This window comes from Streptomyces sp. NPDC056347 (assembly GCF_042262625.1).
In the GTDB taxonomy this organism is placed as follows: domain Bacteria; phylum Actinomycetota; class Actinomycetes; order Streptomycetales; family Streptomycetaceae; genus Streptomyces.
Window position 1 is genome coordinate 1 of the sequence record NZ_JBHJQP010000097.1, and the last position, 23,406, is coordinate 23,406.

Genomic DNA, 23,406 nt, shown 5'->3' on the forward strand with positions numbered 1-23,406 from the left:
GGAGCCGGCGCGGGGGGACCTGTCCGCAGCCGATCCCGTCCGCAAAGGGTGTGCATGAGCATCGTTCAGCGTCTTGGCCGGGCCACCGCCGGTGCGGTGGCCGCATTCGCAATGTCCGTGACGCAGGCGTCGGCGGCGGCCGGCTCCTGGACCGTGAGCAACCCCCGCAGTGACGGGTCGTTCTCGGGCGTGCTCAAGGACGGGTTCCAGGCCGAGGTCGAGGACGTGGCCACCGGCCAGCGGCTGGTGTGCCGAGGGCCCCAGTCGCGTGTGAGGGGCTCCATGCCGAGCGGACCGTACCCGGACGGTGCGGGGCTGGGCACGGTCACGGAGTTCGTGTGGGGCGAACCCGGCACCGGCTCCTGCTACGGACCGCTCGGGACGACGTTCAGCGCCGGTTCGGTCTCCACCGACATGGAGTTCAGCGCCGACGGCTACGCCGGCGGGACCGTCACGGGACGGCTGACGGGGGTCGACCTGGCCTTCGCCGCCGACACCTGGCTGGGGCACTGCACGATGCGGATCTCCGGATCCCTGGACCGTGTCACGTACCGCAATTCCACCGGTGAGCTGAGCATCACCGGCGGTACGGGACTCACGATGCGGGACGTCTCCACCGACGGCTCGTGCATGGGCCTGTTGAACGAGGGCGACCAGGTGAGGTACTCGGCCGCCTTCGTGCTGGACGAACCCCTCACCGTGACGTCCCCATGAATCCCTGACCGCGAGGGCCGAGCCCCCTCCGCAGACGACCAGTCAGCTCCGAGACAACGGCAGGTTGCCGCATGAGAATGAAGTCGATCCGCTCCCGCCGATGGGGCCAGGCCGGTGCCGTCGGCGGCATGGCCCTGCTGGCAGGGCTCATGCCGGGAACGGGCGTGGCCAGCGCGACCCACGTGGTGGAGACCCCGCTGGGATACACCTGTACGACGGCGTCGGGTGAACACGGCGCGGACGTGACCGTCTCCGTCGAGCTGCCGGTGAGTTCCCCCGTGGGCGCCGAGGTCCAGCCGGAACAGGTCCGGATCGGTGTGGCGCTCGCACCGGAGCTGCTGGGCGAACTGCCCGAGGGGGATTCCCCCGTACTGTCCGGCGCGGCGAGCCTGCGGACGACGGTCACGCAGAACGGCGTTTCGACGGATGTGATGTGGCAGGCCCTGGAGATCCCGGAGTCGGCCGTCGACGCGGACGGGGACACGAACGTCGAGGCGAGCGGGGCGGTGCCCACCGTGACGCCCCGGTCCAGCGGCGCGATGGTTTTCGCGGCGGGCAAGCTGCAACTGGACCTGGTGGTCCGGGCGGCGGCCGGCGGGGAGGCGGCCGCACCCGACGTCGTCCCGGTGACCTGCACGGCCGACGCGGACCAGTCGGCGGAACTGGGGACCGTACAGGTACCGGTGTCCTCCGAGGGCACCGTGCCCGGCACGTCCGGCCAGGGGCCGGACGCGGGCACCTCGCCGAAGCCGGACGCCCGGAGCGCGGACGCCGGTGTCGCGGCGGACACCGGGGAGGTCACACCGCCAAACCTTCCGGGCTGCACGATCCTCTTCGGCCCGGTCGCCGCGCCGCCCAGGCCGGCGCACGGATACATGGCCGGTTACGCCAATGTGAACAAGCAGAAGGCCGCCACGAAGTTCGAGGACCCGGCCCATCTGATGCTCCAGCTCAACTCGATGCTCGCGGTCTACAGCTGCCCCACCGGCTCGCTGACCTGGGTCCACAGCGAAGGCACGATGGACTACCGGGGCAAGCCGCAGATGCCGCCCGCCCGGTCGACCTTCCTGACCTTCGGGTTCATGCCCACGACGGCCACCGTCGAGATGTCGCTCACCGGCCCGGTCTACATCGACACGTTCAACGACGGGGCACCGGACCCGGAGACCGGACGCCGGAAGGAATCCACGACGGCGACGACCCAGGTGAGCCTGCGGCTCTACGACGTGTCCGTGAACGGCACACCTCTCGACGTGGGGCCGAACTGCCGCACGGCGCGGTCGATGGAACTCTCCCTCACCGGCAAGGGCTCCACCGGGTCGGGTCCGGACGAGGGGTACACCGTCAAGTCCGGCGGGCCGCTCCTCGGTTCCGCCGACGTTCCCCCGTTCACCGGCTGCGGAGTGACCGAGGACCTGGACAACATGTTCACCGCCGCGGTCTCCGGGCCGGGGAACTACACCAAGATGATGCAGGGCCCGCTCTGCGTGGAGGGCGCACCGGCGAACTGCCCGGAGCCGCCGAGGCCCAAGCCTCAACGCTGAAGTCACGCACACCAGTCACGCACACCCTCGTATTTCCTCCTCAGAAAGGCTGGACGAACAATGAGCGCTGCCCCGAAGCGAGTCAGACCCGCTCTTGTCGGTGCGTTGCTGGCCGTCGCCGTGGGAGTCCCGCTGAGCACCTCACCGGCGAGCGCCGCCTCCGCGCAGGCGATGAACGGCAACTGGGCCCCGTTCAGCCGCTGTCCGGTCGATGACCCGGCCATGCTGGCCGCGGACGGTGTGAACGACATCGCGATGTGCGTGTCCTCGCACTCCGAGAGCGGCTCCATCAAGCTCGGCAACACCGAGGCGACGACCGGCGCCAACGACCTGCAGTTCGGCATCATCCGCAACACGACGACCGGTGCCTCCAAGGTCGTGCCGGCCGCGGGCGGATCGATCGTGGGAGCGCCGACGGAGATCCCCGGCGGACTGCTCGGGATCATGTGCCCGAGCGGCATCCCGGTCGTCTCCGACATCTGCAAGCAGCTGACGGACAACAGCCTCAACCGCGTCGTCGCCACCGTGCAGTCGGTGGGCACGCCCACGAACTTCGACCTGACGGCCGGCATGCAGAGCGGGAAGACGATCGTCAACATCCCGGTCCGCATCCACCTGGAGAACCCCTTCCTCGGCTCGAAGTGCTACATCGGCACCGCCTCCGACCCGATCGTGCTGAGCCCGCGCAACCTCACCCAGCCCGCCATCGGCAGCCGCCGCTTCGACGCCGACGGCACCGCGAACACCGGGGGCTTCCTCAACCGGATCGAGCTGACCGGCAACGCCCAGGGCGACTCGTCCTTCGCGGTGCCCGGAGTGAGCGGCTGCGGCCCGCTGACCCTCGGCGAGCTGAACTGGGCGGTCAACCTCAAGACCGGACTTCCCTCGGCCTCCGGCAAGAACAGCCTGACGCTCAACAACGCGGCCACCTACACGGCGGGCCTGGCCCTGCCCGGAGCATCGGCGCCCAACGCGGGCCGGCTGCTCTCGGAGAACTGGCACGCGGGCGTGGCGAAGTAGCCGGGGCGGGGGAGGAGCGGTCATGAGGAACAGGACCGGACGGTTATGGTGCGTGGCGGTGGCGGCCGGCGCGCTGACCGCGGCGGCGGTGCCCTCCGCGTACGCCGCCTCGGCGGAGGAGGCTCCGGCACCGCTCGCCGGGGCCTGGACGGCGAAGCTCGCGCCCGGGTCCACGGCCGGCATGGGCGGGTTCTCCTGCGACAGCAGCACGGCCTCGGGCGTGGACAACACCATCCTGTCCGCGACGTGGCAGTGCCAGGGGCCGCTCGGCTCCACCGGCTCGGCCGCGCTGACCCGGGCCGCGACGTTCTCGCCGTCGACCTCCTCGGGGGGAATCGTTTCGGGGTCCGTCGACGGCGTCGTCATCAAGGTCCAGATGGACGGCGCACTCGGCCTGTGCACCATTACGGCGGCAGGAAATGCGCCGCACGCCGCGTTCAATCAGGCGACCAGTGAATTCTCGATGACCCCCGGGCCGGGTCTCGCCGTCACGCAAGCCACCAACTGCGCGGGTCTCGCGAATGTCGGGGACCAGTTCCCCTACTCGGGAACCCACCGGGTCACATTCACCTGAGAACACGCGTACCGCACCCCTCGTCCGCCCCACCCGGATGGTGCTTCCGGGTGGGGCGGACGCATGCAATGGAGTCTTCGGTCCGGGCATCGCCTCCACTCACTTGTTAATAAGCGAATGGGAGCGAATGCTCACCGGACAACAAAAAGCACCGAGAACGTGTTTCAGCCCACAGAAAGTTTACGATCCAGTATTGCTAAGCAGGTTACCGGGTCGTAGCGTCCCGGTTGAGCAGCGGGGAAAGACATCCGCGGCTGCTCGCCCGGAACCTCGGGAGCCCGGGCGGACCAGGTCCCGCCGGCCGCCGGACCCCGACCCGCGGGCCGGAGGGCTTGCGCACCTTTCGACAAAGCGGCCGTACGACTTTGTCACTTGGTGACAAGCGCTCCGCTCCCCGCCCCAGATTCGTCGATTTCCGCTGCTCAACGGCTTGTCCTGGCGGTTTCGACGGACATAGCGTGTGCGCCTCCTGGTGCATGTGTGACGAGCCGCCATTGGATTTCTCAGAGCCGGAGCGCTGACAGATGACTTCGTTCACCACAACGTCGAAGGAGGGCCGATGGGAATCGAAGTAGTCGTCGAGGGCCTCACGAAGTCCTTCGGTAAGCAGAACATCTGGCAGGACGTCACCCTCACCCTGCCCGCCGGAGAGGTGAGCGTGATGCTCGGTCCTTCCGGTACGGGAAAGACGGTCTTTCTGAAATCCATCATCGGTCTGCTGAAGCCCGAACAGGGACGCGTTCTCATCAACGGCGTCGACATGGTGAACAGTCCGGAACGCGACATCATGGAGACCCGGAAACTCTTCGGGCTCATGTTCCAGGACGGTGCACTCTTCGGGTCGATGTCGCTCTTCGACAACATCGCTTTCCCGCTGCGCGAGCACACCCGCAAGAAGGAATCGGAGATCCGCCGCATCGTCATGGAGCGGATCGACATCGTCGGTCTCCTCGGTGCCGAGGACAAGCTCCCCGGCGAGATCTCCGGCGGTATGCGCAAGCGCGCCGGGCTCGCCCGGGCCCTGGTGCTGGACCCGCAGATCATCCTCTGCGACGAACCCGACTCCGGACTCGACCCGGTCCGCACCGCCTACATCTCCCAGCTGCTCATCGACCTCAACGCGCAGATCGACGCGACGATGCTCATCGTCACCCACAACCTCGACATCGCGGCCACCGTCCCCGACAACATGGGGATGCTGTTCTGCCGCAACCTGGTGACCTTCGGGCCCCGCGAGGTGCTGCTCACCAGCGAACTGCCGGTCGTCTCCCAGTTCCTCGCCGGGCGCCGCGAAGGGCCCATCGGAATGGCCGAGGAGAAGGACGCCGCCACCCTCGCCGCCGAGGAGGTCAGCGGCTACGGGGTCGGCATCAGCTCCGCGAACGCGCCGCGCACCGTCGTCCCGCAGCTGGAGCCCTCGCCCGGCATGCCCGTACGGCAGGCCGCGCTGCGCCGCCGGGAGCGGGTCATGTCGATGATGGGCCAGCTGCCCGAGGCCGCCCGCACCGCCATCATGAGGAGCTACACCCCGGCCGCCGGCGGTGAGCGCCCATGACGGCCCCCATGCCGGTGCTGCCCCCCGAACCGCCCGCCGCCGACCAGCCACCGGAGCCGGAGACCTCGAAGAGCGCCGGGCGGAAACAGCCGAGCCGGCTGCTCGCCCCGCTCCGCGAGACCGGGAAGCTGTTCTCCCTCGCCGCCACCGTGAGCCGCGAGGTCTTCCGACGGCCCTTCCAGGTACGGGAGTTCATCGAGCAGTTCTGGTTCGTCGCCAGCGTCACCATCCTGCCCGCCGCACTCGTCTCGATCCCGTTCGGCGCCGTCATCGCCCTCCAGGTCGGCTCGCTGACCCAGCAGCTCGGCGCCCAGTCGTTCACCGGCGGCGCCAGCGTCCTGGCCGTCATCCAGCAGGCCAGCCCGATCATCGTGGCGCTGCTGATCTCCGGCGCCGCGGGCTCGGCCATCTGCGCCGACCTCGGCTCGCGCAAGATCCGCGAGGAACTCGACGCGATGGAGGTCATGGGCGTCTCGCCGATCCAGCGACTCGTCGTCCCCCGGGTGCTGGCCACGATGCTGGTCGCCGTCCTGCTCAACGGCCTGGTCTCCGTGGTCGGTACGCTCGGCGGCTACTTCTTCAACGTGATCCTCCAGCACGGCACCCCCGGCGCCTACCTGGCCAGCTTCTCCGCCCTCGCCCAGCTGCCCGACCTGTACATCAGCGAGGTCAAGGCACTGATCTTCGGTTTCATCGCGGGCATCGTCGCCGCCTACCGGGGACTCAACCCGCGCGGCGGCCCCAAGGGTGTCGGTGACGCGGTCAACCAGTCCGTCGTCATCACCTTCATGCTGCTGTTCTTCGTGAACACGGTCCTCACGGCGATCTACCTCCAGATCGTCCCCGCGAAGGGGAGCTGACCGATGTCGATGCTCAGCTGGCTCGACCGATCCGGTGAACAACTCACCTTCTACGTACGCGCGCTGATCTGGATCCCCCGGACCCTGCGCCGCTATCTGCGCGAGGTCCAGCGGCTCCTGGCCGAGGTGGCCTTCGGCAGCGGCGGTCTCGGCGTCATCGGCGGCACCATCGGCGTGATGGTCGCGATGACCCTCTTCACCGGCACCGTCGTCGGACTCCAGGGGTACGCGGCCCTCAACCAGATCGGCACCTCCGCCTTCACCGGCTTCATCTCCGCCTACTTCAACACCCGCGAGATCGCCCCGCTCGTCGCCGGGCTCGCGCTCTCCGCCACCGTGGGCGCCGGGTTCACCGCCCAGCTCGGCGCGATGCGGATCAACGAGGAGGTCGACGCCCTGGAGGCGATGGGGGTGCGGTCGATGCCGTACCTCGTCTCCACCCGGATCATCGCCGGGGTCGTCGCGATCATCCCGCTGTACGCGGTCGGGCTGCTCTCCTCGTACCTCGCCTCCCGGCTGATCACCGTCCTGTTCAACGGGCAGTCCGCGGGCACCTACGACCACTACTTCAATCTCTTCCTCTCCCCGGACGACGTGCTGCTGTCGGTGCTCAAGGTGCTGATCTTCAGCGTGATGGTGATCCTCGCCCACTGCTACTACGGCTTCCACGCCACCGGCGGGCCCGCCGGGGTGGGGGTCGCGGTCGGGCGGTCGGTCCGCAACGCCATCGTGCTCATCAGCGTCACCGACTTCTTCCTCTCGCTCGCCATCTGGGGCGCGACCACGACGGTGAAGGTGGCCGGCTGATGATCTCCCACAGCACGCACACCGTGCGCCGCAGACTGGCCGGGGTCGCCTTCCTCCTCGTGCCCGCCGTACTCGTCTGGGTCTCGGTCTCGGTGTACCGGAAGGACTTCAGCGACGACGCGACCGTGACCGTGCGCACCTCGAGCGTCGGCAACGAGATGCACGACAACGCCGACGTGAAGCTGCGCGGTGTCGTCGTCGGGCAGGTCCGCGGCATCTCCGCCGACGGGAACGGAGCCCGGCTCACCCTCGCCATCGACCCCGGCGAACTCGACCGCATCCCGTCCGACGTGACCGCCCAGATGCTGCCCACCACGCTCTTCGGGGAACGGTTCGTCGCCCTCGTACCGCCGTCGACGCCGTCCACCGAACCGCTGCGGGCCGGAGCGGTCATTCCCCAGGACCGTTCCAGCAACGCGATCGAGCTGGAGCAGGTGCTCGACAACGTGCTGCCGCTGCTGACCGCCGTCAAACCGGAGAAACTCGCCGCCACCCTCGGCGCCGTCTCCCAGGCGCTCCAGGGACGCGGCGACAAGCTCGGTGACACCCTCGCCACGCTCGACGCCCACCTGGCGAAGTTCAACCCCCAACTGCCCACGCTCAACGAGGACATCAAACAACTCGTCAAGGTGTCCAAGGTGTACGGGGACGCCGCCCCCGACATCCTCGACGCGCTGACCGACTTCACCACCACCAGCGGCACCCTCGCCGAACAGGAAGCACAGCTCGCCGGGGTCTACGGCTCCACCACCGCCTCCGCCCGCGACCTGACCTCCTTCCTCCAGGAGAACAAGGACAACCTCATCCGGCTCTCCGCCACCGGCAGACCGACGCTGGAGACGCTCGCCCGGTACTCCTCCTCGTTCCCCTGCACCCTGCGGACCCTGGCCGGATTCGTCCCCGCCATGGACAAGGCGCTCGGCAAGGGCACCGACCGGCCCGGACTCCACGTCACCGTCAAGCCGGTGAAGTCGAAGGGCAAGTACGTGCCCGGCCGGGACACCCCGGTCTACGACGCCACCGGCGGACCGCACTGCTACTCCGTGCCGTACATGGGCAAGGCGGCGCCCACCGCCGACGCCCGCGCCGCGAGCCCGGTCACTGCCCCCGGCACCGCCGGCCGTACGTCCGACACCGCGCCCCCGGCCGCCGCGTCCGGACTCGGCATGCCCAACTCCCCGCAGGAGAGCCGGCTCGTCAACGAACTGGTCGCTCCCTCACTGAAAGTCCAGCCGCAGACCCTGCCCGACTGGAGCAGCGTGCTCATCGGTCCGGCCTTCCGCGGTGCGGAGGTGAAGCTCAAGTGAAGCGCCGCTCTCTCGCCGGTCCCCTCACGAAGTCGATCGTCTTCGTCCTGGTGACCGTGCTGGCCACCAGCGTGCTGGCCCTGTCCATCGCCAACACCGGCGTCGGTGACACCACCACCTACCGGGCCAGGTTCACCGACGTCACCGGACTGGTCGTCGGCGACAGCGTCCGGATCGCCGGGGTCAAGGTGGGCCAGGTCGAGTCCATCGAGATCGCCGACAAGCGGCTGGCCGAGGTCTCCTTCGCCGTACGCAAGGGACGCGGCCTCCCCGCCTCGGTGACCGCCTCGATCAAGTACCTCAACATGGTCGGCCAGCGGTACATCGACCTCGACCAGGGGGCCGGGCCGGTCGGCCGGAGCTTCTCCGCCGGGGCGACCATTCCGCTCTCCCGCACCACCCCGGCACTCGACCTGACCCAGCTCTTCAACGGCTTCCAGCCCCTGTTCGAAGGCCTCTCCCCGCCCGACGTCAACCAGCTGGCCGGTTCCATCGTCCAGGTGCTCCAGGGCGAGGGCGGCACCGTCGACAGCATCCTCCAGCACGTCGGTTCGCTGACCGGAACGGTCGCCGCGAAGGACAAGGTGATCGGTGAGGTGATCAAGAACCTCAACACGGTCCTGAAGACCGTCAACGACCGCGAGGCGGGCTTCGACGACCTCGTCGACACCCTCCAGCAGCTCGTCACCGGATTCGCCGGGGACCGTAAACCGCTCGGCCGGGCCGTCACCGCCATGGGCGCGCTCACCACCGTCACCGCGGACCTGCTCGAGGAGGGGCGCGCACCCCTCAAGCAGGACATCAAGCAGCTGGGACGGCTCTCCGGCCAGCTGGAGAAGGGGACACCGCAGATCGAGAACTTCCTGGCGAAGACCCCGGCGAAGATGTCCGCGATCACCCGGCTCACCTCCTACGGCTCCTGGCTCAACCTCTACCTCTGCGAGGCGAAGGTGAGCGGAGTGACCACCGAGGACGGCAGCGCCCCGCCCACCGGCATCGAGGTCAGGAAGCCGAGGTGCCAGGGATGAGGATCAAACCCGTACGGGAACGCAACCCCGTGGCCGTCGCCGTCGTGGGACTGGTCGTCCTCGCCCTCATCGGCCTGGGCGCCTACCGCGTCGACGCGCTGCCCTTCATCGGCGGCGGCACCACCTACAGCGCCGACTTCACCGAATCGGCCGGACTGGCCGAGGGCGACGAGGTACGGGTCGCCGGGGTGAAGGTCGGCGAGGTCACCGGCGTCGCGCTGGACGGCCCCAAGGTGAAGGTCAGCTTCAGGGTCAAGGACGTGTGGATCGGCAACTCCTCCACCGTCGGCATCGCCATCAAGACCCTGCTCGGCGAGAAGTACCTCGCCGTCGACCCGCTGGGCGACACCGCACAGGACCCGCACGAACGCATCCGGTCCAGCCGCACCACCTCCCCGTACGACGTCACCCAGGCGTTCAACGGGCTCGGCGAGACCATCGGTGAGATCGACACCGCGCAGCTCGCCAAGAGCTTCGAGACGATCTCCGACACCTTCAAGGACTCCCCGCCGGACGTGAAGAGCGCGGCCGAAGGGCTCTCCGCCCTCTCGAGGACCGTCTCCGAACGCGACGCCCAGCTCGCCACCCTCCTCAAGGGCAGCAAGCAGCTCACCAGGACGCTCGCCAACAAGAAGAGCAGCTTCGAGACCCTGCTGGAGGACGGCAACCTGCTCCTCGGCGAGATCCAGGCCCGCCGCGACTCCATCCACCAGCTCCTCACCGGCACCCGCGACCTCGGCACCCAGCTCACCGGCCTGGTCCGGGACAACGACAAGCAGCTGAAGCCCACCCTGGACTCGCTCGGCCGGGTCACCGCCGTACTGGTCAAGAACCGCAAGAGTCTCGACAAGGTGCTCTCGCTGGCCGGCTCCTACAGCCGGCTCGTCGGCAACACCCTCGGCAGCGGCCGCTGGTTCGACAACTACGTCTGCGGAGTCGTCCCGAAGGAGTACGTGCCCGCGGGCACGCCCGCCGGGGCCGAGTGCAAGCCACCCAAGCAGCAAGGCGGCCGCTGACATGAGAATGAAGCGCATCGTCGGCATCGGCGCCGGAATCGCCGTGGTGGCCGTGGCCGCCACCACCGGCGTGCTGGCCGCGGACGACGGGGGAACGACCATCACCGCCTACTTCGACCAGGCCACCGGTGTGTACGCCGGGTCCGACCTGCGCGTCCTCGGCGTACGGGTCGGCACGGTCGAATCGGTCACGCCCCGCGGCAAGGAGGTCAAGGTCACCCTGCGGCTCGACAAGGGCGTCAAGGTCCCCAAGGACGCGCACGCCGTGGTCGTCGCCCCCAGCCTGGTCGCCGACCGCTACGTCCAGCTCGCCCCCGCCTACGACGGCGGACCGGAGATCGAGGACGACGCCGTCCTGCCCGCCGCGAACAACGCCACCCCCGTCGAGGTGGACCAGCTGTACGACTCCATCACCCAGCTCTCCAAGGCCCTCGGCCCCGAGGGCGCCAACGCCGACGGAGCACTGAAGGACCTGCTCGACACCGGGGCGAAGAACCTCGACGGCAACGGCGCGGCCATCGGCGACTCCATCGAGCAGTTCGGCAAGGCCACCAAGACCCTCGACAAGAGCAGCGGCAACCTCTTCGACACCCTCTCCTACCTCCAGACCTTCACCACCATGCTGAAGGACAACGACGGCAACGTCCGCGCCGCCGAGCAGCAGCTCAACTCCGTCACCGGCTTCCTCGCCGACGACAAGGAGAACCTCGGAGCGGCCCTCAAGGAGCTCGGCACCGCGCTCGCCCAGGTCAAGGGATTCATCCAGAAGAACCGCGGCACGCTCAAGAAGAACGTCGAGGCCCTGGTCCCGATCACCCAGAGCCTGGTGGACCAGCGGGCCTCGCTCGCCGAGGCGATGGACACCCTGCCGCTCGCCGCGGGCAACGTCCTCAACGCCTACGATCCCGCCAACCGCACCCTCAACGGACGCACCAACCTCAACGAGCTGTCCATGGGCGGACCGCTCACCGAGTCCCCCGGACTCGCCGGTCTCACCCCGGTGGACACCGCACGCCGCAAGGCGCTGCCCAGCCTGCCGCTGCCCGCCGTCGGCACCGTCTACGGCACCCCGGCGAAGACCGCCACGCAGAAGAAGGGGGCGAACCGATGAGCCCTGCGCTGCGCAGACCCGGAGCCCGTACGACCGGCGTCGCCGCCCTGCTGGCGGTGGCCGCCGGACTGGCCCTGGTCGTCACCCAGTCCGGTCTGCCCACCTTCACCGGCATCGACCAGGTGCCGCTGCCCGGCGGCGCGGACCTCGGCGACCACCCGTACGAGATCACCGCCGAGTTCGCGGACGTGCTCAGTCTCGCCCCGCAGGCCTCGGTGAAGGTCAACGACGTCGCCGTCGGCCGGGTCACCGAGGTCTCCCTCGGCTCGGACAGCTGGAACGCCAAGGTCACCATGCGGGTCAACGGCAGGGTCGAACTGCCCGCGAACGCCTACGCGCACCTGGAGCAGTCCAGTCTCCTCGGCGAGAAGTACATCCAGCTCGCCGCGCCCGCCGCCGGCGCCGCGCAGGGGCGGCTCGCCGACGGGGACCGTATCCCGCTGACCCGCACCAACCGCAACCCCGAGGTCGAAGAGGTCTTCGGCGCCCTGTCGATGCTCCTCAACGGCGGCGGCGTCAACCAGCTCAAGACCATCACCACCGAACTCAACAAGGCGCTCTCCGGCCGCGAACCCCAGGTCCGCTCCATGCTCCGCCGGGTCGACACCCTGGTGACCGACCTGGACGACCACAAGAAGGACATCACCGACGCCCTCGACGGGGTGAACCGGCTCTCCGCCACCCTCGCCACCCGCAAACAGGACGTCGGCACGGTCCTCACCGGACTCAGCCCCGGTCTCAAGGTGCTGGAGAAACAGCGCGGTTCCCTCCTCACCATGCTCCGGTCGCTCGACACCCTCTCCGGCGTCGCCGTCGACACCATCAACAAGAGCAAGGCGGACATGATCGCCGACCTCAAGGCCCTCGCCCCCAGTCTCAAGGCGCTCGCCGACTCCGGCCGCGACCTGCCCGACTCCCTCCAGGTGCTGCTCACCTATCCGTTCACGGACGAGGTGCTGCGCGGAGTGAAGGGCGACTACCTCAACGTCTACCTGGACGTGACGGCCATGCCCGGCACACAGATCGTCCCGGCGCTGACCCCGGCGCAGGCGCCGCAGAGCGGAGCCGCCGCCACCAGGAGTTCCCTGCCGCTGCCGCTTCCCGCGATCCCGACGGCGGGCACGGACGGGAGCAGCCGATGATCACCCTCGCCATCCGGCTCAAGAACATCTCGTTCCTGGTCATCGCCGTGCTCGTGCTCGGCTTCCTCGGCGTGCGCTACGCCGACCTCGGCCACTACATCGGCCTGCGCGGCTACTACACCGTCACGGTCCAACTGCCGCGCACCGGCGGGCTGTACACCCACTCCAACGTCACCTACCGGGGCGTCTCGGTGGGCCGGGTCGGTCCCATCGAGCTGACCGGCGACGGGGTCGAGGCCGAACTGCGCATCGAGAAGGACGCGCCGAAGATCCCGGACGGGCTGAAGGCCGTGGTCGCCAGCCTCTCCGCCGTCGGCGAGCAGTACGTCGACCTGCGGCCCACCCGCAGCGGCGGCCCCTACCTGGCGAACGGCTCCGTCATCGACCAGACCGACACCACCGTGCCCGCCCCGGTCACCAACGTCCTCACCAGCGTCAACGACCTGGCGAGCTCGGTCGATCTGGAATCCCTGCGCACCGTCGTCGACGAGTTCGGCACCGCGTTCGAGGGTCGCGGCGACGACCTCCAGGTGCTGCTGGACACCAGCAGCGACTTCGTGCAGGCGGCGGACGACGCGCTGCCCACCACCACCAGGCTGATGGCCGACGGCCGAACCGTACTGCGCACCCAGGCCGAACAGGGCGAGGCGCTCAAGGGCTTCGCCTCCGGTGCCGAGGAACTGGCCGCCCAGCTCAAGGGATCCGACACCGACCTGCGCAAGCTGATCGCGGCCGCCCCCGACGCGACCGGGCAGATCAGCGGACTGCTGCGGGACGTCGACCCGGCCTTCGGCGTCGTCGTCGCCAACCTCCTCACCACCTCCGAGGTGGCTGTCACCCGCCAGCGGGGCCTGCAGGAACTCCTGGTGAAGCTGCCCGCGGTGGCCGCCGCCGGATCCAGCGCGATCGACGAGAACGGCGCCCGGTTCGGGATGTCCGTCACCTTCTTCGAACCCCTGCCGTGCACCGCCGGATACGGCGGCACGACCTACCGGGCCGGTCTGGACACCACCGCCGGGCCGCCCGTCAACACCAAGGCCCGCTGCACCTCCTCGCCCGGCACCGGCATCAATGTGCGCGGCAGCGCCAACGCGCCGAAGGGCGGCGCCGTGCCCGCGCCCGCCAAGCCCGGCTCGATGCTGCTGGGCGACGGCGGGGCGGACCGGCTCCCCGGCGCACTCGGTGTCACCGGCCGGGCCCCGCGCGGCGGCGACACCATGGCCGGGCTGCTGGGCCTCGGACAGGAGGGCGGCCGATGACGGCCCGTGCGAAGAGCCTGACCGGCTGGGTGGTGCTGCTGGTCGCCGCGGCGGTCTGCGCGCTGGGCGGCTGGTCGTACCTCGGGGCGCGCGGCGACGACGGCCTCGCGTACGCGAAGAGCCGTGACGCGGCGCTGGCCGACGGCAAGGACCGTCTCGCCCGGCTGAACAGCCTCGACGCCAAGGACGCCCGGAGCGTGGACGCCGGTCTCGGCGCCTGGCTCGACTCCGCGACCGGACCGTTCCACGACCAGTTGCGGCGTACCCGGAGCAAGGACGCCGAGGAACTGACCAAGGCCGCCGCCACCGCGCGCGCGAAGGTCACCGATGCCGCGCTCACCGCGCTCGACAAGCGGGCCGGGACCGCCGAGATGATCGCGAGCGTCGATGTCGAGGTCACCCCGCGCACCGGGCAGGGCGGCACCGAGCGCAAGCGCTTCGAGGCCACGCTGGCCCGTACCCCGGACGGCTGGAAGGTCAAGGCGCTCACGGCGATTCCGGTCGGGAGCGGCACATGAACGAGCGGGGAGGCACAGCGGTCGTGAGCACGGACACCGACACCCGGAACACCGGCACCGACACCGACGTCGACACCGGGACCAGTGCCGCGGAGGAGGGACGGACCGGGGCCGCGGCGGCGACCGGGGAGCCGGTCCCCGCCCGGCGGTGGCCGCGCGTCGTGGCGGCGGCGCTGTCGGTCGTACTGCTCGTGGCCGGCGGGGTGCTCTTCGCCCAGGGCCGGGCCCTGCGCGACACCCCCGCCGCCGCGAACCGCGCGCTGACCGACGGCGAGGCGACCACCCGGGTGGCGGGCGATGTCAGCAACGCGCTGGGCAAGGTCTTCTCGTACAGCCCGCAGGCCACCGGCGTCACCAAGGAGTCGGCGAAGCAACTGCTCGCGGGCAAGGCGCTCCAGCAGTACGCGGCCCTGTTCGGCCAGGTCGAGAAGCAGGCCGCCGACCAGAAGCTGACGCTCACCACCCATGTCGTACGCGCCGGGGTCACCCGGCTGACCGACGACAGCGCCCACCTGCTGGTCTTCCTCGACCAGGTCTACGAACGCGCGGGAAAGCCCGCCACCACGGCGGCCGCCCAGCTCTCCGTCACCGCGCAACTGCGGGACGGGCGCTGGACCGTGGTCGAGATCACCGCCAGATAGCAGCGTCCGCACACGCGCGACTCGGTACGCAACGGCCGGCAGAAGAGAGACAGCACATGGCACGGGTACGGAAGACGAGGAACCCGCTGATGGCGGCGGCGGTCGTACTGACCATCGCGGCGACCGGTGCGGCGGCCTGGGGCGGGGTGTCCTGGTACGGCGCCGCGCACGACGATTCGGCGGCCTACGCGCAGGCCCGTGACGAGGCGCTGGCGGCGGGGGAACAGGCCGTGCAGAACATGAACACCCTCGACCACCGCGAGCTGGAGAAGGGGCTCGACAGCTGGGAGGACTCCACCACCGGCGACCTGCACCAGCAACTCGTCGACGGGCGGTCCGCGTTCGTCAAGCAGATCCAGGAGGCGAAGACGGTCAGCACGGCCCGGATCCTCTCCGGGGCGGTGACCGAACTCGACGACCGGGCGGGGAAGGCCGGGGTCATGGTGGCGCTGCGGGTCACGGTGACCGCGCCGAAGGGCAAGCCCGCGGTGAAGGAGAGCCGGATGCTCGGCAAGCTCACCCGGACCTCCGAGGGGTGGAAGCTCAGCGCCCTCGGCCAGGCACCCGTCGGCAACACCGCCGGCTGACGCCACCGAACCCCACCCCGCCACCGAGAGGACCCCGGACATGTCGACGACCCGTCACCTCGTCAACCGTCAGCGCCGCCTGGCCACCGTCGCGGCGGAACGCGCCGCGGCCCCGGAGCGCCGGCCCGCCGCCCCTGGCGAGCCGGACGAAGCCCCCGACGCGCGGGATGTCCCCGTCGGCGAGGACGCCGAAGCAGCCGACGGCAGGGACGCCGGAGCCGCCGAAGCGGCCGACGCCGACGGCCGGGACGCCGGAGCCGCCGACGGACCGGACGGGGCCCGGGAGCGGAAGGCGCCGCGTACCACCGGCCTGCGGGACCGGCTGCCCGCCGCGCTCTGCGCCCTCACCGTGCTGCTCGGAGCCTTCGCCGCCTGGGCGTTCGGCTCGGCGAACGACCTGCGCGACGACCCGTCCCGGCAGAACACCGCCCTCACCGACATCGCCCGCACCAGCGAGGTGAAGGGCCAGATCGCCGACGCCGTCGGCGCGGTGTTCTCGTACAACTACGCCTCGCCCGGCCGGTCCGACCAGGCGGCCGCCGGCCACCTGGTCGGCAAGGCGGTGCAGCAGCACAAGGACATGCTGGCCCAGGTCCGGGCCCAGGGGCAGAAGCAGAAGCTGGTGCTGACCACGACCGTCACCGACAGCGGGGTGGAACTGCTGGACGGCGACCGGGCCCGGCTGCTGATCTTCGCCGACCAGAGCAACACCCGCACCGGCGCGTCCGACGAGACGACCTACGCGGCGGCCATGTTCGCCGTGGACGCGGTCCGTCGCGGCTCCACCTGGCGGATCTCCTCCATCGACACGTTCACCCGCTGACCCGGTGACCCGGGGGAAAAGGGGAGCACGCATGAGGTTCAACGGCACGACGGCCCGCGGACTCGGCGGCACGGCCGTCGCGGTCGCCGCGATGGCCGCGCTCACGGCGTCCCAGGCACCGGGACTCGTCAGCCACGAGGCGAGGCCGGAGAATCGCCGGGAGGCCGACGAGGTCACGTGGACGCACGTGCCCAACGACGACTCGTACCACACCGAACTCCCGCCGCTGGAGTCGCCGAAGCCGCCGAAGCCCGGGGCGAAGCAGAGCCCGGTCGCCGCCCGGTCGTGGGCCGAGGCGGGCATCCCGGCCACCGTGCTCGCCGCCTACCGCAAGGCCGAGAGCACCCTCGCGCGGACCGACCCGGGCTGCCGGCTGCCCTGGCAGCTGCTCGCGGCGATCGGCAAGGTCGAGTCCGGCCAGGCGGGCGGGGGCCGGGTGGACGCGCAGGGCACCACCCTCACCCCGATCCTCGGGCCGGTCCTCGACGGCCAGGGCTTCGCCAACATCCCGGACACCGACAACGGCGTGTACGACGGTGACCGCACCCATGACCGGGCGGTCGGCCCGATGCAGTTCATCCCCTCGACCTGGGCCCACTGGGGCAAGGACGGCAACGGCGACGGCCGCCGCGATCCGAACAACGTCTTCGACGCCGCGCTCGCCGCCGGGTACTACCTCTGCGCCGGGCCGCGCGATCTGACGGTCAAGGCCGACCTGGACCGCGCGATCCTCAGCTACAACCACTCGGACACCTATCTGCGCACCGTGCTGTCCTGGCTGGAGTTCTACCGCAAGGGCATCCACCCGGTGGCCGACGGCAGGGGCACCGTCCCCAAGAGCCCCGGCGCGGGCGGCCCGAACAAGCCGAAGCACCCGGTCGGCGGCCCGGGCGTCCCGGAAGGCGGCGGCATCGTCGTCGGCCCGCAGCCCTCCGGATCGCCACGGCCCTCCGGCTCGGCCACCCCGCGGCCCTCCGGATCACCGACCACCTCCCCGTCGGCCCCCGGCTCCCCGGAGCCCACCGATCCGGGCAGCGGCTCGCCCGACCCCACCGACCCCGGCTCGGCGAGCCCGGACCCCGGCGAGAGCCCCGACCCGGGCACCCCGGAACCCACCCCCACCTGCCCGACGGACCCGGCGACCCCCGACCCCACGGACCCGGCCGGACCCACCGTGCCCGAGCCCGACCCGACGGCGACCGACGACCCGTGCGCCACGCCGACCGGCCCGGAGACCGCCGGCTGACCTCGACCGGGGGCCGCCCTGTCCCGGCGCGTCCCCGCCATCCGGCCGAAGGCGGCCCGAACGCCTCTCAGCCGTCACCGGCCGACAGCACCTCGGCCAGGTCGTACCGCACCACCTCCTCCAGCTGTGCGTAGGTGCAGCCGGAAGGGGTGCGGTCCGGCCGCCACCGGCGGAAGCGGGCGGTGTGCCGGAACCGGTCGCCCTCCATGTGCTCGTACGCCACCTCGCAGACCCGCTCGGGGCGCAGCGCCACCCACGACTGGTCCTTCCTCCCCGACCAGCGGCTCGGTGCCCCGGGCAGCCGGGCGTGCTCGTGCGCCCCGGCATCCTCCCAGGCCGCCCATGGATGACCGGCGAACCCGGTGCGCAGCGGCTCCAGTTCGGCGACCAGCTCCGCCCGCCGTCTCATCGGGAACGCCGAGCAGACCCCGACGTGCTGGAGGACGCCCGCGTCGTCGTACAGCCCGAGCAGCAGCGAGCCGACGACCGGGCCGCTCTTGTGCAGGCGGTATCCGGCCACCACGCAGTCGGCGGTCCGCTCGTGCTTGATCTTGTACATCACCCGGGTGTCCGGGCGGTACGGCAGGTCGAGCGGTTTGGCCACCACCCCGTCGAGCCCGGCGCCCTCGTACCGCTCGAACCACTCCTGGGCGAGGTCCCGGTCCGTGGTCGCCGGGGCCAGATGGACCGGGGGAGCGGCCCCGGACAGGGCCGCCACGAGCACGGCGCGCCGGTCGGACTGCGGGGTGGAGAGCAGCGAATCGTCGCCCACCGCCAGTACGTCGAAGGCGATCAGGCGGGCCGGGGTGTGCTCGGCCAGCAGCCGGACCCGGGACGCCGCCGGGTGGATGCGCTCGCTGAGCCGGTCGAAGTCCAGCCGCCCGTCGTGCGCGACCACGATCTCGCCGTCGATCACACAGCGCGGCGGCAGACTGTCCCGTACGGCGGTGACCAGCTCGGGGAAGTACCGGGTCAGCGGCTTGCCGGTGCGGCTGCCGATCACCACCTCGTCGCCGTCCCGGTGCACGATCGCCCGGAAGCCGTCCCACTTGGCCTCGTACTGCATACCGGGCGGGATTGTGGCCACGGACTTGGCGAGCATCGGCTTCACGGGCGGCATCACCGGCAGGTCCATGGCCCGATTCTCACGCAGGCGGTGCCCGATGTCTCCCGATATGCGGCATGGGTGAGCCCGGCCTACCGTGACCGTCATGGGCGCAGCGGTGAAGGCAGTGGAACTGGACGCCGACGGGCGGACCGTGCGGCTCTCCAGTCCGGACAAGATCTACTTTCCGGAGAAGGGCTACACCAAGAGGGACGTGGCCGAGTACTTCCTGGCCGTGGGCCCCGGCATCACCCGTGCCCTGCGCGACCGCCCCACCACCCTCCAGCGCTTCGTGGACGGGATCGAGGGCGAGTTCTTCTACCAGAAGCGGGCCCCGAAGAACCTGCCCGACTGGATTCCCACCGCACGCATCGCCTTTCCCAGCGGCCGCACCGCCGAGGAGATCTGCCCCGCCGGACTCGGCGCCGTACTCTGGGCGGCCAACCTCGGCACCCTTACCTTCCACCCCTGGCCGGTCCGCCGCGGCGACACCGACCATCCCGACGAACTCCGCGTCGACCTCGACCCGCAGCCCGGCACGGACTACGCCGACGCGGTGCGCGCCGCCCACGAACTGCGGTCCGTGCTCGACGACCACGGGCTGCGCGGCTGGCCCAAGACCTCCGGCGGCCGGGGCCTGCACGTCTTCGTGCCGATCGCGCCGCGGTGGACGTTCACCGAGGTCAGACGGGCCGCCATCGCCGCCGGCCGGGAACTGGAACGGCGGATGCCCGAGCGGGTCACCACGGCCTGGTGGAAGGAGGAACGCGGCGAACGGATCTTCGTCGACTTCAACCAGACCGCCCGCGACCGCACCATCGCCTCCGCCTACTCGGTGCGCCCCCGCCCCCACGCCCCGGTCTCCGCCCCGCTGCGCTGGGAGGAGATCGACGACGCCGAGCCGCACGACTTCGACATCCGGACCATGCCCAAGCGTTACGCGGACGTCGGTGACGTGCACGCGGACATGGACGAGCACGCCTTCTCGCTGGACGCCCTGCTGGAGCTCGCGGACCGCGACGAACGGGAGCGCGGGCTGGGCGATCTGCCCTATCCGCCGGAGTACCCGAAGATGCCGGGCGAGCCGAAACGTGTGCAGCCGAGCCGGGCCCGGCACGACGAGGACCCCGCCGGATGAGCGCCCCGGACCCGGAGCCGGCCGCCGGCCCGGAACCCGCCACCCGGCACGGGGCGCACGGCAGACCGCTGAGCCGGGCCGAGAAGTGGGCCGCGTACAAGAAGTCGCCGTACTTCCCCGCCACCGTCCTGGTGTTCATCCTCGCCGCGGCCGCCGGACTCTTCGCGGGCTCCTACACGTACGCGATGGCCAACCCGACCCCGCACCGGATTCCGGTCGCGGTGGTCGAAGGGCCCGCGGCGCAGGGCGGGGAGAAGTTCGTCGCCGGGATGGACCAGGCGCTCGACGCCTCGCTCGACGTCCATGTCTTCGCGACCCGGGCGAAGGCCCGCCACGCCGTGGAGGAGCAGGAGGTCTTCGCGATCATGCAGGACACCGGTCACGGGGTGTCGCTGGACGTCGCGGGGGCCTCCGGCGCCACCGTCGCCCAACTGCTCTCGGAGTCCGCGGTGAAGGTGGCCGGACAGCTGGGGGAGCCGGTCACGGTACGGGACATCAAACCGCTCCAGCCGGGCGACCCGCACGGCCTGGCCCTCTTCTACATCTCGCTGGCCGCCGTCATCGTCGGCTTTGTCGGCGCGATCCAGCTGAGCGTGCACGCCCGCACGCTGATCCCGCTGGAACGGATCGCCTTCACCGTCGCCTACTCCCTGCTCGGCGGATTCGTGATCGCCGCGGTGGTGGACTGGCTGCTGGGCGCGGTGGACCTGCCGTTCGTCGAGTCCTGGCTGATCCTGGCGTTCACCATGTTCACCACCGGCATGGTCTTCACCATGTTCAACACCCTGATGGGGCGCTGGGCGATGATCCCGACCTGGGGCGTCATGGTGCTGCTGGGCAACCCGTCGTCCGGCGGGGCGGTCTCCTGGCCGCTGCTGCCCTCCCCGCTCGGATACATCGGGCGCTGGCTGCCGCCCGGTGCGTCCGTCAACGCCCAGCACAGCGCCGTCTACTACCAGGGGCATCAGCGGCTCTACCCGTTCGTGGTGCTGGCGGTCTGGGCGCTGGTCTCCTGCACGGTGTTCTGGGTGTGGCGCCACCGGCACCCCGGGGGCCGCGACCGCATGCCCCAGCACGCGGCCACGGCCACCTGATCAGCCCGCCGTGCCGCCCTGTGGTGTCTCGGGCGTCCCGGGCGCCTGCGGTGTCTCGGGCGTCTCGGGCGCCTGCGGTGTCCCGGGCGTCCCGGATGCCCCGGGGGCCGCTCCGTTCACCAGGCGCAGCTGCTCCTCCTCCACGATGCGCCGGGCCAGCGCCCCGTCCGACACGTCCACCGCGTCCGGGGTCGTCTCGGCGACATCGCTGCGCCGCGCGTACAGGTCGAACAGCCGTTCCTTGCGGGCCAGGATGTCGAGCATCCGCTGGTCGACGCTGTCGACCGCGAGGAGCCGGTGCACCCGGACCGTGCGTATCTGCCCCATCCGGTGGGCGCGGGCCACCGCCTGGTGCTCCATGGTCGGCTTGATCTGCGGCTCGCAGAGGATGACGACCGAGGCCGCCTGCATGTTCAGCCCGACGCCGCCCGCCTGGATCTGGCTGAGCAGCACGGCATGACCGTCCACCGCGCCGAAGTCGTCGATCAGGCGCTGCCGTCCGGCAGCCGCGAGCCGCCCCGAGAGCGGGCCGAACACCGGCGGGTCCAGCACCTGTCCGACCGTGTCGAGCACGTCACGGAAGTACGAAAACACCACGACCTTCGCCCCGCTGTCCGCGGCCTCGGCCACCAGCTCCCGCAACCGGTTCAGCTTCGCCGACGTGGCCGGACGGGCGTACGCGGCACGGCGCATCCGCATGAACTGCCCCGCCCGCACCGCCTCGCGGTAGACGTCCAGATCCTCCGGGCTGAACTCCTCCCACTCGTCGACCTGCACCACCGCGGGCAGCTCGGTCAGCACGTCCGCCTGATTGCGCCGCAGATAGGCCGGGGCCACCGCCCGGCGGAAGGCGAGCGAGCCGGCGGCCCCGTGCGTCGTGTGTATCGAGGGGGCGAGCTCCGGCTGGAGGTGACGGACCAGGCTGCGGAACTCCTCGACCCTGTTCTCCATGGGTGTCCCGGTCAGGAACAGCACCCGCTCGGTGTGCTGCGTCCAGCCGGAGACCGCCCGGGAGCGGCGGGTGGCGGGATTCTTGACGTAATGGGCCTCGTCGACCACCAGCATGCCGGGCCGCAGCCCGCACTCCGCCGCGTCGGGCAGGGTGTGCAGGGCGTCGAAGGTGGTGAGGGCGACCCCGCCGTCCTCGCGCCACGCCTCGAAGGCGGATTGCCGCTCGGGACCGTGCACCGGCAGGGTGCGCAGGGTGGAGCGGGCGCGGATCTCCCGCGCCCAGTTGATCAGCACACTGGCCGGGCAGACCACCAGGAAATGCGTCTCGCCGTGCGCCGAGAGGTGCGCGAGCGCGGCGATGGCCTGGACCGTCTTGCCGAGCCCCATCTCGTCCCCGAGGATCACCCGCTTCTGCGCGAGAGCGAACCGGGCCCCGAACGACTGGTAGCCGCGCAGCGAGACCCGCAACTGGGCGTCGTCCAGCCGCAGCCCGCGCACCCGGTCCGCCATCCCCGACGGCAGGAAGCCCTCGGCGGCGTCCCGGTCGGGGCCGCTGCCGGACAACTCGGCGAGCAGGCTGTAGTACTCGGCGGACCGCACCTCGAAATCGACCCACGCCGCGACCTCGGACTCCCCGGCCCGCAGCAGATCGACCGAGACCTGCCCGAACAGCGTCCGCAGCTCGCGCCGCTCCGCGTCGGCGACGACACCGCCTGCCTCGGCGACGGCCTCCAGCACCCGGGAACGGGTCTGCCGCCCGGTGAACAGCATCCGCATCCGGCGCCGGGCCGGTCCCGCCGCGTCCAGCAACGGGACCAGCCGGCCCACCAGCCGGCCCGCCGCGTCCACCGCCCGGCGGACGTCCGGCCCGGCCTCGACCAGCCGGTGCAACGCCATGACCAGTGCGGTCGTCGCCTCGTCCGGATCGTCCACGGCTATCCGGACCGCGACCGTCTCCCGCACCGCGTGGGCGATCTGCCCGGCCGCCGCCAGCGCCTGATCGGCGGTCTGCGCACCGACGCCGGGGATCTGCCGCAACGCGTAGCGGCCGGCCGCGTGAACCTGGCCCACGGTGGCGAAACCGGCCTGCTCGATCGCGCCGAGCCGCAGCCTGCCCTCGGTGACGTCCTTGAGCCGGGACGCCGGGATCGAGGCGAGCTCCTGGCCGACCAGCGCGTCGAGCAGCGGATCCAGCGCGCCGCGCACGGCGTCGACGGCGCCGGTGTGGTCGCCCAGCACGGCACGCGCGGACTCCAGCAGCCCGTCGGCCCGCTCCAGCAGCTCCCGGGCGGCCCTCCCGGTGGGCGCCTCTTCCCGCGTGGCTCCGGCCTGTGTCATCCGCGTCCCTCTGTCCGTGCCGCCCGGC

The 23,406-nt window shown here is 71.0% G+C and carries 22 protein-coding genes; 20 read left to right on the forward strand and 2 right to left on the reverse strand.

What is annotated here, in order from left to right:
* The first annotated feature begins 54 nt into the window (after positions 1 to 54).
* The 18 genes from ACFCV8_RS21985 (at position 55) to ACFCV8_RS22070 (ending at position 17,752) form a co-directional block, all read left to right on the forward strand.
* On the forward strand, positions 55 to 714 hold the full coding sequence (locus ACFCV8_RS21985; RefSeq protein ID WP_376687093.1) for a hypothetical protein: 660 nt from the start codon (positions 55 to 57) through the stop codon (positions 712 to 714).
* A 71-nt stretch (positions 715 to 785) separates the two neighbouring features.
* Positions 786 to 2,258: a DUF6801 domain-containing protein gene (locus tag ACFCV8_RS21990; RefSeq protein WP_376687094.1), complete on the forward strand. Its 1,473-nt coding sequence runs from the start codon at positions 786 to 788 to the stop codon at positions 2,256 to 2,258.
* A gap of 60 nt (positions 2,259 to 2,318) precedes the next feature.
* Positions 2,319 to 3,278, forward strand: a complete 960-nt coding sequence (locus ACFCV8_RS21995; RefSeq protein ID WP_376687095.1) for a hypothetical protein — start codon at positions 2,319 to 2,321, stop codon at positions 3,276 to 3,278.
* A gap of 22 nt (positions 3,279 to 3,300) precedes the next feature.
* The gene (locus ACFCV8_RS22000) at positions 3,301 to 3,852 is read left to right on the forward strand and encodes a hypothetical protein (protein ID WP_376687096.1); all 552 of its coding nucleotides are present in this window, start codon (positions 3,301 to 3,303) and stop codon (positions 3,850 to 3,852) included.
* A 559-nt stretch (positions 3,853 to 4,411) separates the two neighbouring features.
* Entirely contained in the window at positions 4,412 to 5,407 is a 996-nt protein-coding gene (locus ACFCV8_RS22005; protein ID WP_376687097.1) for an ABC transporter ATP-binding protein, read from the forward strand.
* Positions 5,404 to 6,267: an MlaE family ABC transporter permease gene (locus tag ACFCV8_RS22010; RefSeq protein ID WP_376687098.1), complete on the forward strand. Its 864-nt coding sequence runs from the start codon at positions 5,404 to 5,406 to the stop codon at positions 6,265 to 6,267. The genes ACFCV8_RS22005 and ACFCV8_RS22010 overlap by 4 nt, the downstream gene beginning before the upstream one ends.
* Before the next feature lie 3 nt (positions 6,268 to 6,270).
* Complete coding sequence (locus ACFCV8_RS22015) at positions 6,271 to 7,074, forward strand: MlaE family ABC transporter permease (RefSeq protein ID WP_376687099.1); 804 nt, start codon at positions 6,271 to 6,273, stop codon at positions 7,072 to 7,074.
* A complete protein-coding gene (locus ACFCV8_RS22020) occupies positions 7,074 to 8,381 on the forward strand; it encodes an MCE family protein (protein ID WP_376687100.1) in 1,308 nt (435 codons plus the stop codon). Before ACFCV8_RS22015 ends, ACFCV8_RS22020 begins: the two co-directional genes overlap by 1 nt.
* Entirely contained in the window at positions 8,378 to 9,409 is a 1,032-nt protein-coding gene (locus tag ACFCV8_RS22025; protein WP_376687101.1) for an MCE family protein, read from the forward strand. The genes ACFCV8_RS22020 and ACFCV8_RS22025 overlap by 4 nt, the downstream gene beginning before the upstream one ends.
* On the forward strand, positions 9,406 to 10,425 hold the full coding sequence (locus ACFCV8_RS22030) for an MCE family protein (RefSeq protein ID WP_376687102.1): 1,020 nt from the start codon (positions 9,406 to 9,408) through the stop codon (positions 10,423 to 10,425). The genes ACFCV8_RS22025 and ACFCV8_RS22030 overlap by 4 nt, the downstream gene beginning before the upstream one ends.
* Position 10,426: 1 nt before the next feature.
* Positions 10,427 to 11,536, forward strand: coding sequence for an MCE family protein (locus ACFCV8_RS22035; protein WP_376687103.1), 1,110 nt, complete (start codon positions 10,427 to 10,429; stop codon positions 11,534 to 11,536).
* Positions 11,533 to 12,678: an MCE family protein gene (locus ACFCV8_RS22040; protein ID WP_376687104.1), complete on the forward strand. Its 1,146-nt coding sequence runs from the start codon at positions 11,533 to 11,535 to the stop codon at positions 12,676 to 12,678. Before ACFCV8_RS22035 ends, ACFCV8_RS22040 begins: the two co-directional genes overlap by 4 nt.
* Complete coding sequence (locus ACFCV8_RS22045) at positions 12,675 to 13,937, forward strand: MCE family protein (protein WP_376687105.1); 1,263 nt, start codon at positions 12,675 to 12,677, stop codon at positions 13,935 to 13,937. The genes ACFCV8_RS22040 and ACFCV8_RS22045 overlap by 4 nt, the downstream gene beginning before the upstream one ends.
* The gene (locus tag ACFCV8_RS22050) at positions 13,934 to 14,455 is read left to right on the forward strand and encodes a hypothetical protein (protein WP_376687106.1); all 522 of its coding nucleotides are present in this window, start codon (positions 13,934 to 13,936) and stop codon (positions 14,453 to 14,455) included. The genes ACFCV8_RS22045 and ACFCV8_RS22050 overlap by 4 nt, the downstream gene beginning before the upstream one ends.
* Positions 14,452 to 15,096, forward strand: a complete 645-nt coding sequence (locus ACFCV8_RS22055) for a hypothetical protein (protein WP_376687107.1) — start codon at positions 14,452 to 14,454, stop codon at positions 15,094 to 15,096. Before ACFCV8_RS22050 ends, ACFCV8_RS22055 begins: the two co-directional genes overlap by 4 nt.
* 89 nt (positions 15,097 to 15,185) lie before the next feature.
* Complete coding sequence (locus ACFCV8_RS22060) at positions 15,186 to 15,683, forward strand: nuclear transport factor 2 family protein (RefSeq protein WP_376687121.1); 498 nt, start codon at positions 15,186 to 15,188, stop codon at positions 15,681 to 15,683.
* Between the two features lie 40 nt (positions 15,684 to 15,723).
* Positions 15,724 to 16,506, forward strand: a complete 783-nt coding sequence (locus ACFCV8_RS22065; protein ID WP_376687108.1) for a hypothetical protein — start codon at positions 15,724 to 15,726, stop codon at positions 16,504 to 16,506.
* Positions 16,507 to 16,537: 31 nt separating this feature from the next.
* On the forward strand, positions 16,538 to 17,752 hold the full coding sequence (locus ACFCV8_RS22070) for a lytic murein transglycosylase (protein ID WP_376687109.1): 1,215 nt from the start codon (positions 16,538 to 16,540) through the stop codon (positions 17,750 to 17,752).
* 67 nt (positions 17,753 to 17,819) lie between these two features.
* Here ACFCV8_RS22070 and ACFCV8_RS22075 read toward each other — a convergent pair whose 3' ends face one another.
* Entirely contained in the window at positions 17,820 to 18,887 is a 1,068-nt protein-coding gene (locus ACFCV8_RS22075) for an ATP-dependent DNA ligase (protein WP_376687110.1), read from the reverse strand.
* A gap of 97 nt (positions 18,888 to 18,984) precedes the next feature.
* Between ACFCV8_RS22075 and ligD the strand changes: the two genes are divergently transcribed.
* Both ligD and ACFCV8_RS22085 read left to right on the forward strand, forming a co-directional pair.
* Complete coding sequence (gene ligD / locus ACFCV8_RS22080) at positions 18,985 to 19,995, forward strand: non-homologous end-joining DNA ligase (RefSeq protein ID WP_376687122.1); 1,011 nt, start codon at positions 18,985 to 18,987, stop codon at positions 19,993 to 19,995.
* Positions 19,992 to 21,089, forward strand: a complete 1,098-nt coding sequence (locus ACFCV8_RS22085) for an ABC transporter permease (RefSeq protein ID WP_376687111.1) — start codon at positions 19,992 to 19,994, stop codon at positions 21,087 to 21,089. The genes ligD and ACFCV8_RS22085 overlap by 4 nt, the downstream gene beginning before the upstream one ends.
* On the opposite strand, the gene ACFCV8_RS22090 is transcribed toward ACFCV8_RS22085, so the two are convergent.
* Positions 21,090 to 23,378 (reverse strand): DEAD/DEAH box helicase, encoded by a 2,289-nt coding sequence (locus ACFCV8_RS22090; RefSeq protein WP_376687112.1) that lies wholly within the window; start codon positions 23,376 to 23,378, stop codon positions 21,090 to 21,092.
* Between the last annotated feature and the right edge of the window lie 28 nt (positions 23,379 to 23,406).

Bases quoted from the DNA above. Each gene is read 5' to 3' on its own strand.
- ACFCV8_RS21985 (WP_376687093.1), top strand. From the start codon at position 55: ATGAGCATCGTTCAGCGTCTTGGCCGGGCCACCGCCGGTGCGGTGGCC.
- ACFCV8_RS22030 (WP_376687102.1), top strand. From the start codon at position 9,406: ATGAGGATCAAACCCGTACGGGAACGCAACCCCGTGGCCGTCGCCGTC.
- ACFCV8_RS22000 (WP_376687096.1), top strand. From the start codon at position 3,301: ATGAGGAACAGGACCGGACGGTTATGGTGCGTGGCGGTGGCGGCCGGC.
- ACFCV8_RS21995 (WP_376687095.1), top strand. From the start codon at position 2,319: ATGAGCGCTGCCCCGAAGCGAGTCAGACCCGCTCTTGTCGGTGCGTTG.
- ACFCV8_RS22065 (WP_376687108.1), top strand. From the start codon at position 15,724: ATGTCGACGACCCGTCACCTCGTCAACCGTCAGCGCCGCCTGGCCACC.
- ACFCV8_RS21990 (WP_376687094.1), top strand. From the start codon at position 786: ATGAGAATGAAGTCGATCCGCTCCCGCCGATGGGGCCAGGCCGGTGCC.
- ACFCV8_RS22090 (WP_376687112.1), bottom strand. From the start codon at position 23,378: ATGACACAGGCCGGAGCCACGCGGGAAGAGGCGCCCACCGGGAGGGCC.
- ACFCV8_RS22005 (WP_376687097.1), top strand. From the start codon at position 4,412: ATGGGAATCGAAGTAGTCGTCGAGGGCCTCACGAAGTCCTTCGGTAAG.
- ACFCV8_RS22075 (WP_376687110.1), bottom strand. From the start codon at position 18,887: ATGGACCTGCCGGTGATGCCGCCCGTGAAGCCGATGCTCGCCAAGTCC.
- ACFCV8_RS22015 (WP_376687099.1), top strand. From the start codon at position 6,271: ATGTCGATGCTCAGCTGGCTCGACCGATCCGGTGAACAACTCACCTTC.
- ACFCV8_RS22050 (WP_376687106.1), top strand. From the start codon at position 13,934: ATGACGGCCCGTGCGAAGAGCCTGACCGGCTGGGTGGTGCTGCTGGTC.
- ACFCV8_RS22035 (WP_376687103.1), top strand. From the start codon at position 10,427: ATGAGAATGAAGCGCATCGTCGGCATCGGCGCCGGAATCGCCGTGGTG.
- ACFCV8_RS22045 (WP_376687105.1), top strand. From the start codon at position 12,675: ATGATCACCCTCGCCATCCGGCTCAAGAACATCTCGTTCCTGGTCATC.
- ACFCV8_RS22070 (WP_376687109.1), top strand. From the start codon at position 16,538: ATGAGGTTCAACGGCACGACGGCCCGCGGACTCGGCGGCACGGCCGTC.
- ACFCV8_RS22020 (WP_376687100.1), top strand. From the start codon at position 7,074: ATGATCTCCCACAGCACGCACACCGTGCGCCGCAGACTGGCCGGGGTC.
- ACFCV8_RS22040 (WP_376687104.1), top strand. From the start codon at position 11,533: ATGAGCCCTGCGCTGCGCAGACCCGGAGCCCGTACGACCGGCGTCGCC.
- ACFCV8_RS22085 (WP_376687111.1), top strand. From the start codon at position 19,992: ATGAGCGCCCCGGACCCGGAGCCGGCCGCCGGCCCGGAACCCGCCACC.
- ACFCV8_RS22060 (WP_376687121.1), top strand. From the start codon at position 15,186: ATGGCGGCGGCGGTCGTACTGACCATCGCGGCGACCGGTGCGGCGGCC.
- ACFCV8_RS22010 (WP_376687098.1), top strand. From the start codon at position 5,404: ATGACGGCCCCCATGCCGGTGCTGCCCCCCGAACCGCCCGCCGCCGAC.
- ACFCV8_RS22055 (WP_376687107.1), top strand. From the start codon at position 14,452: ATGAACGAGCGGGGAGGCACAGCGGTCGTGAGCACGGACACCGACACC.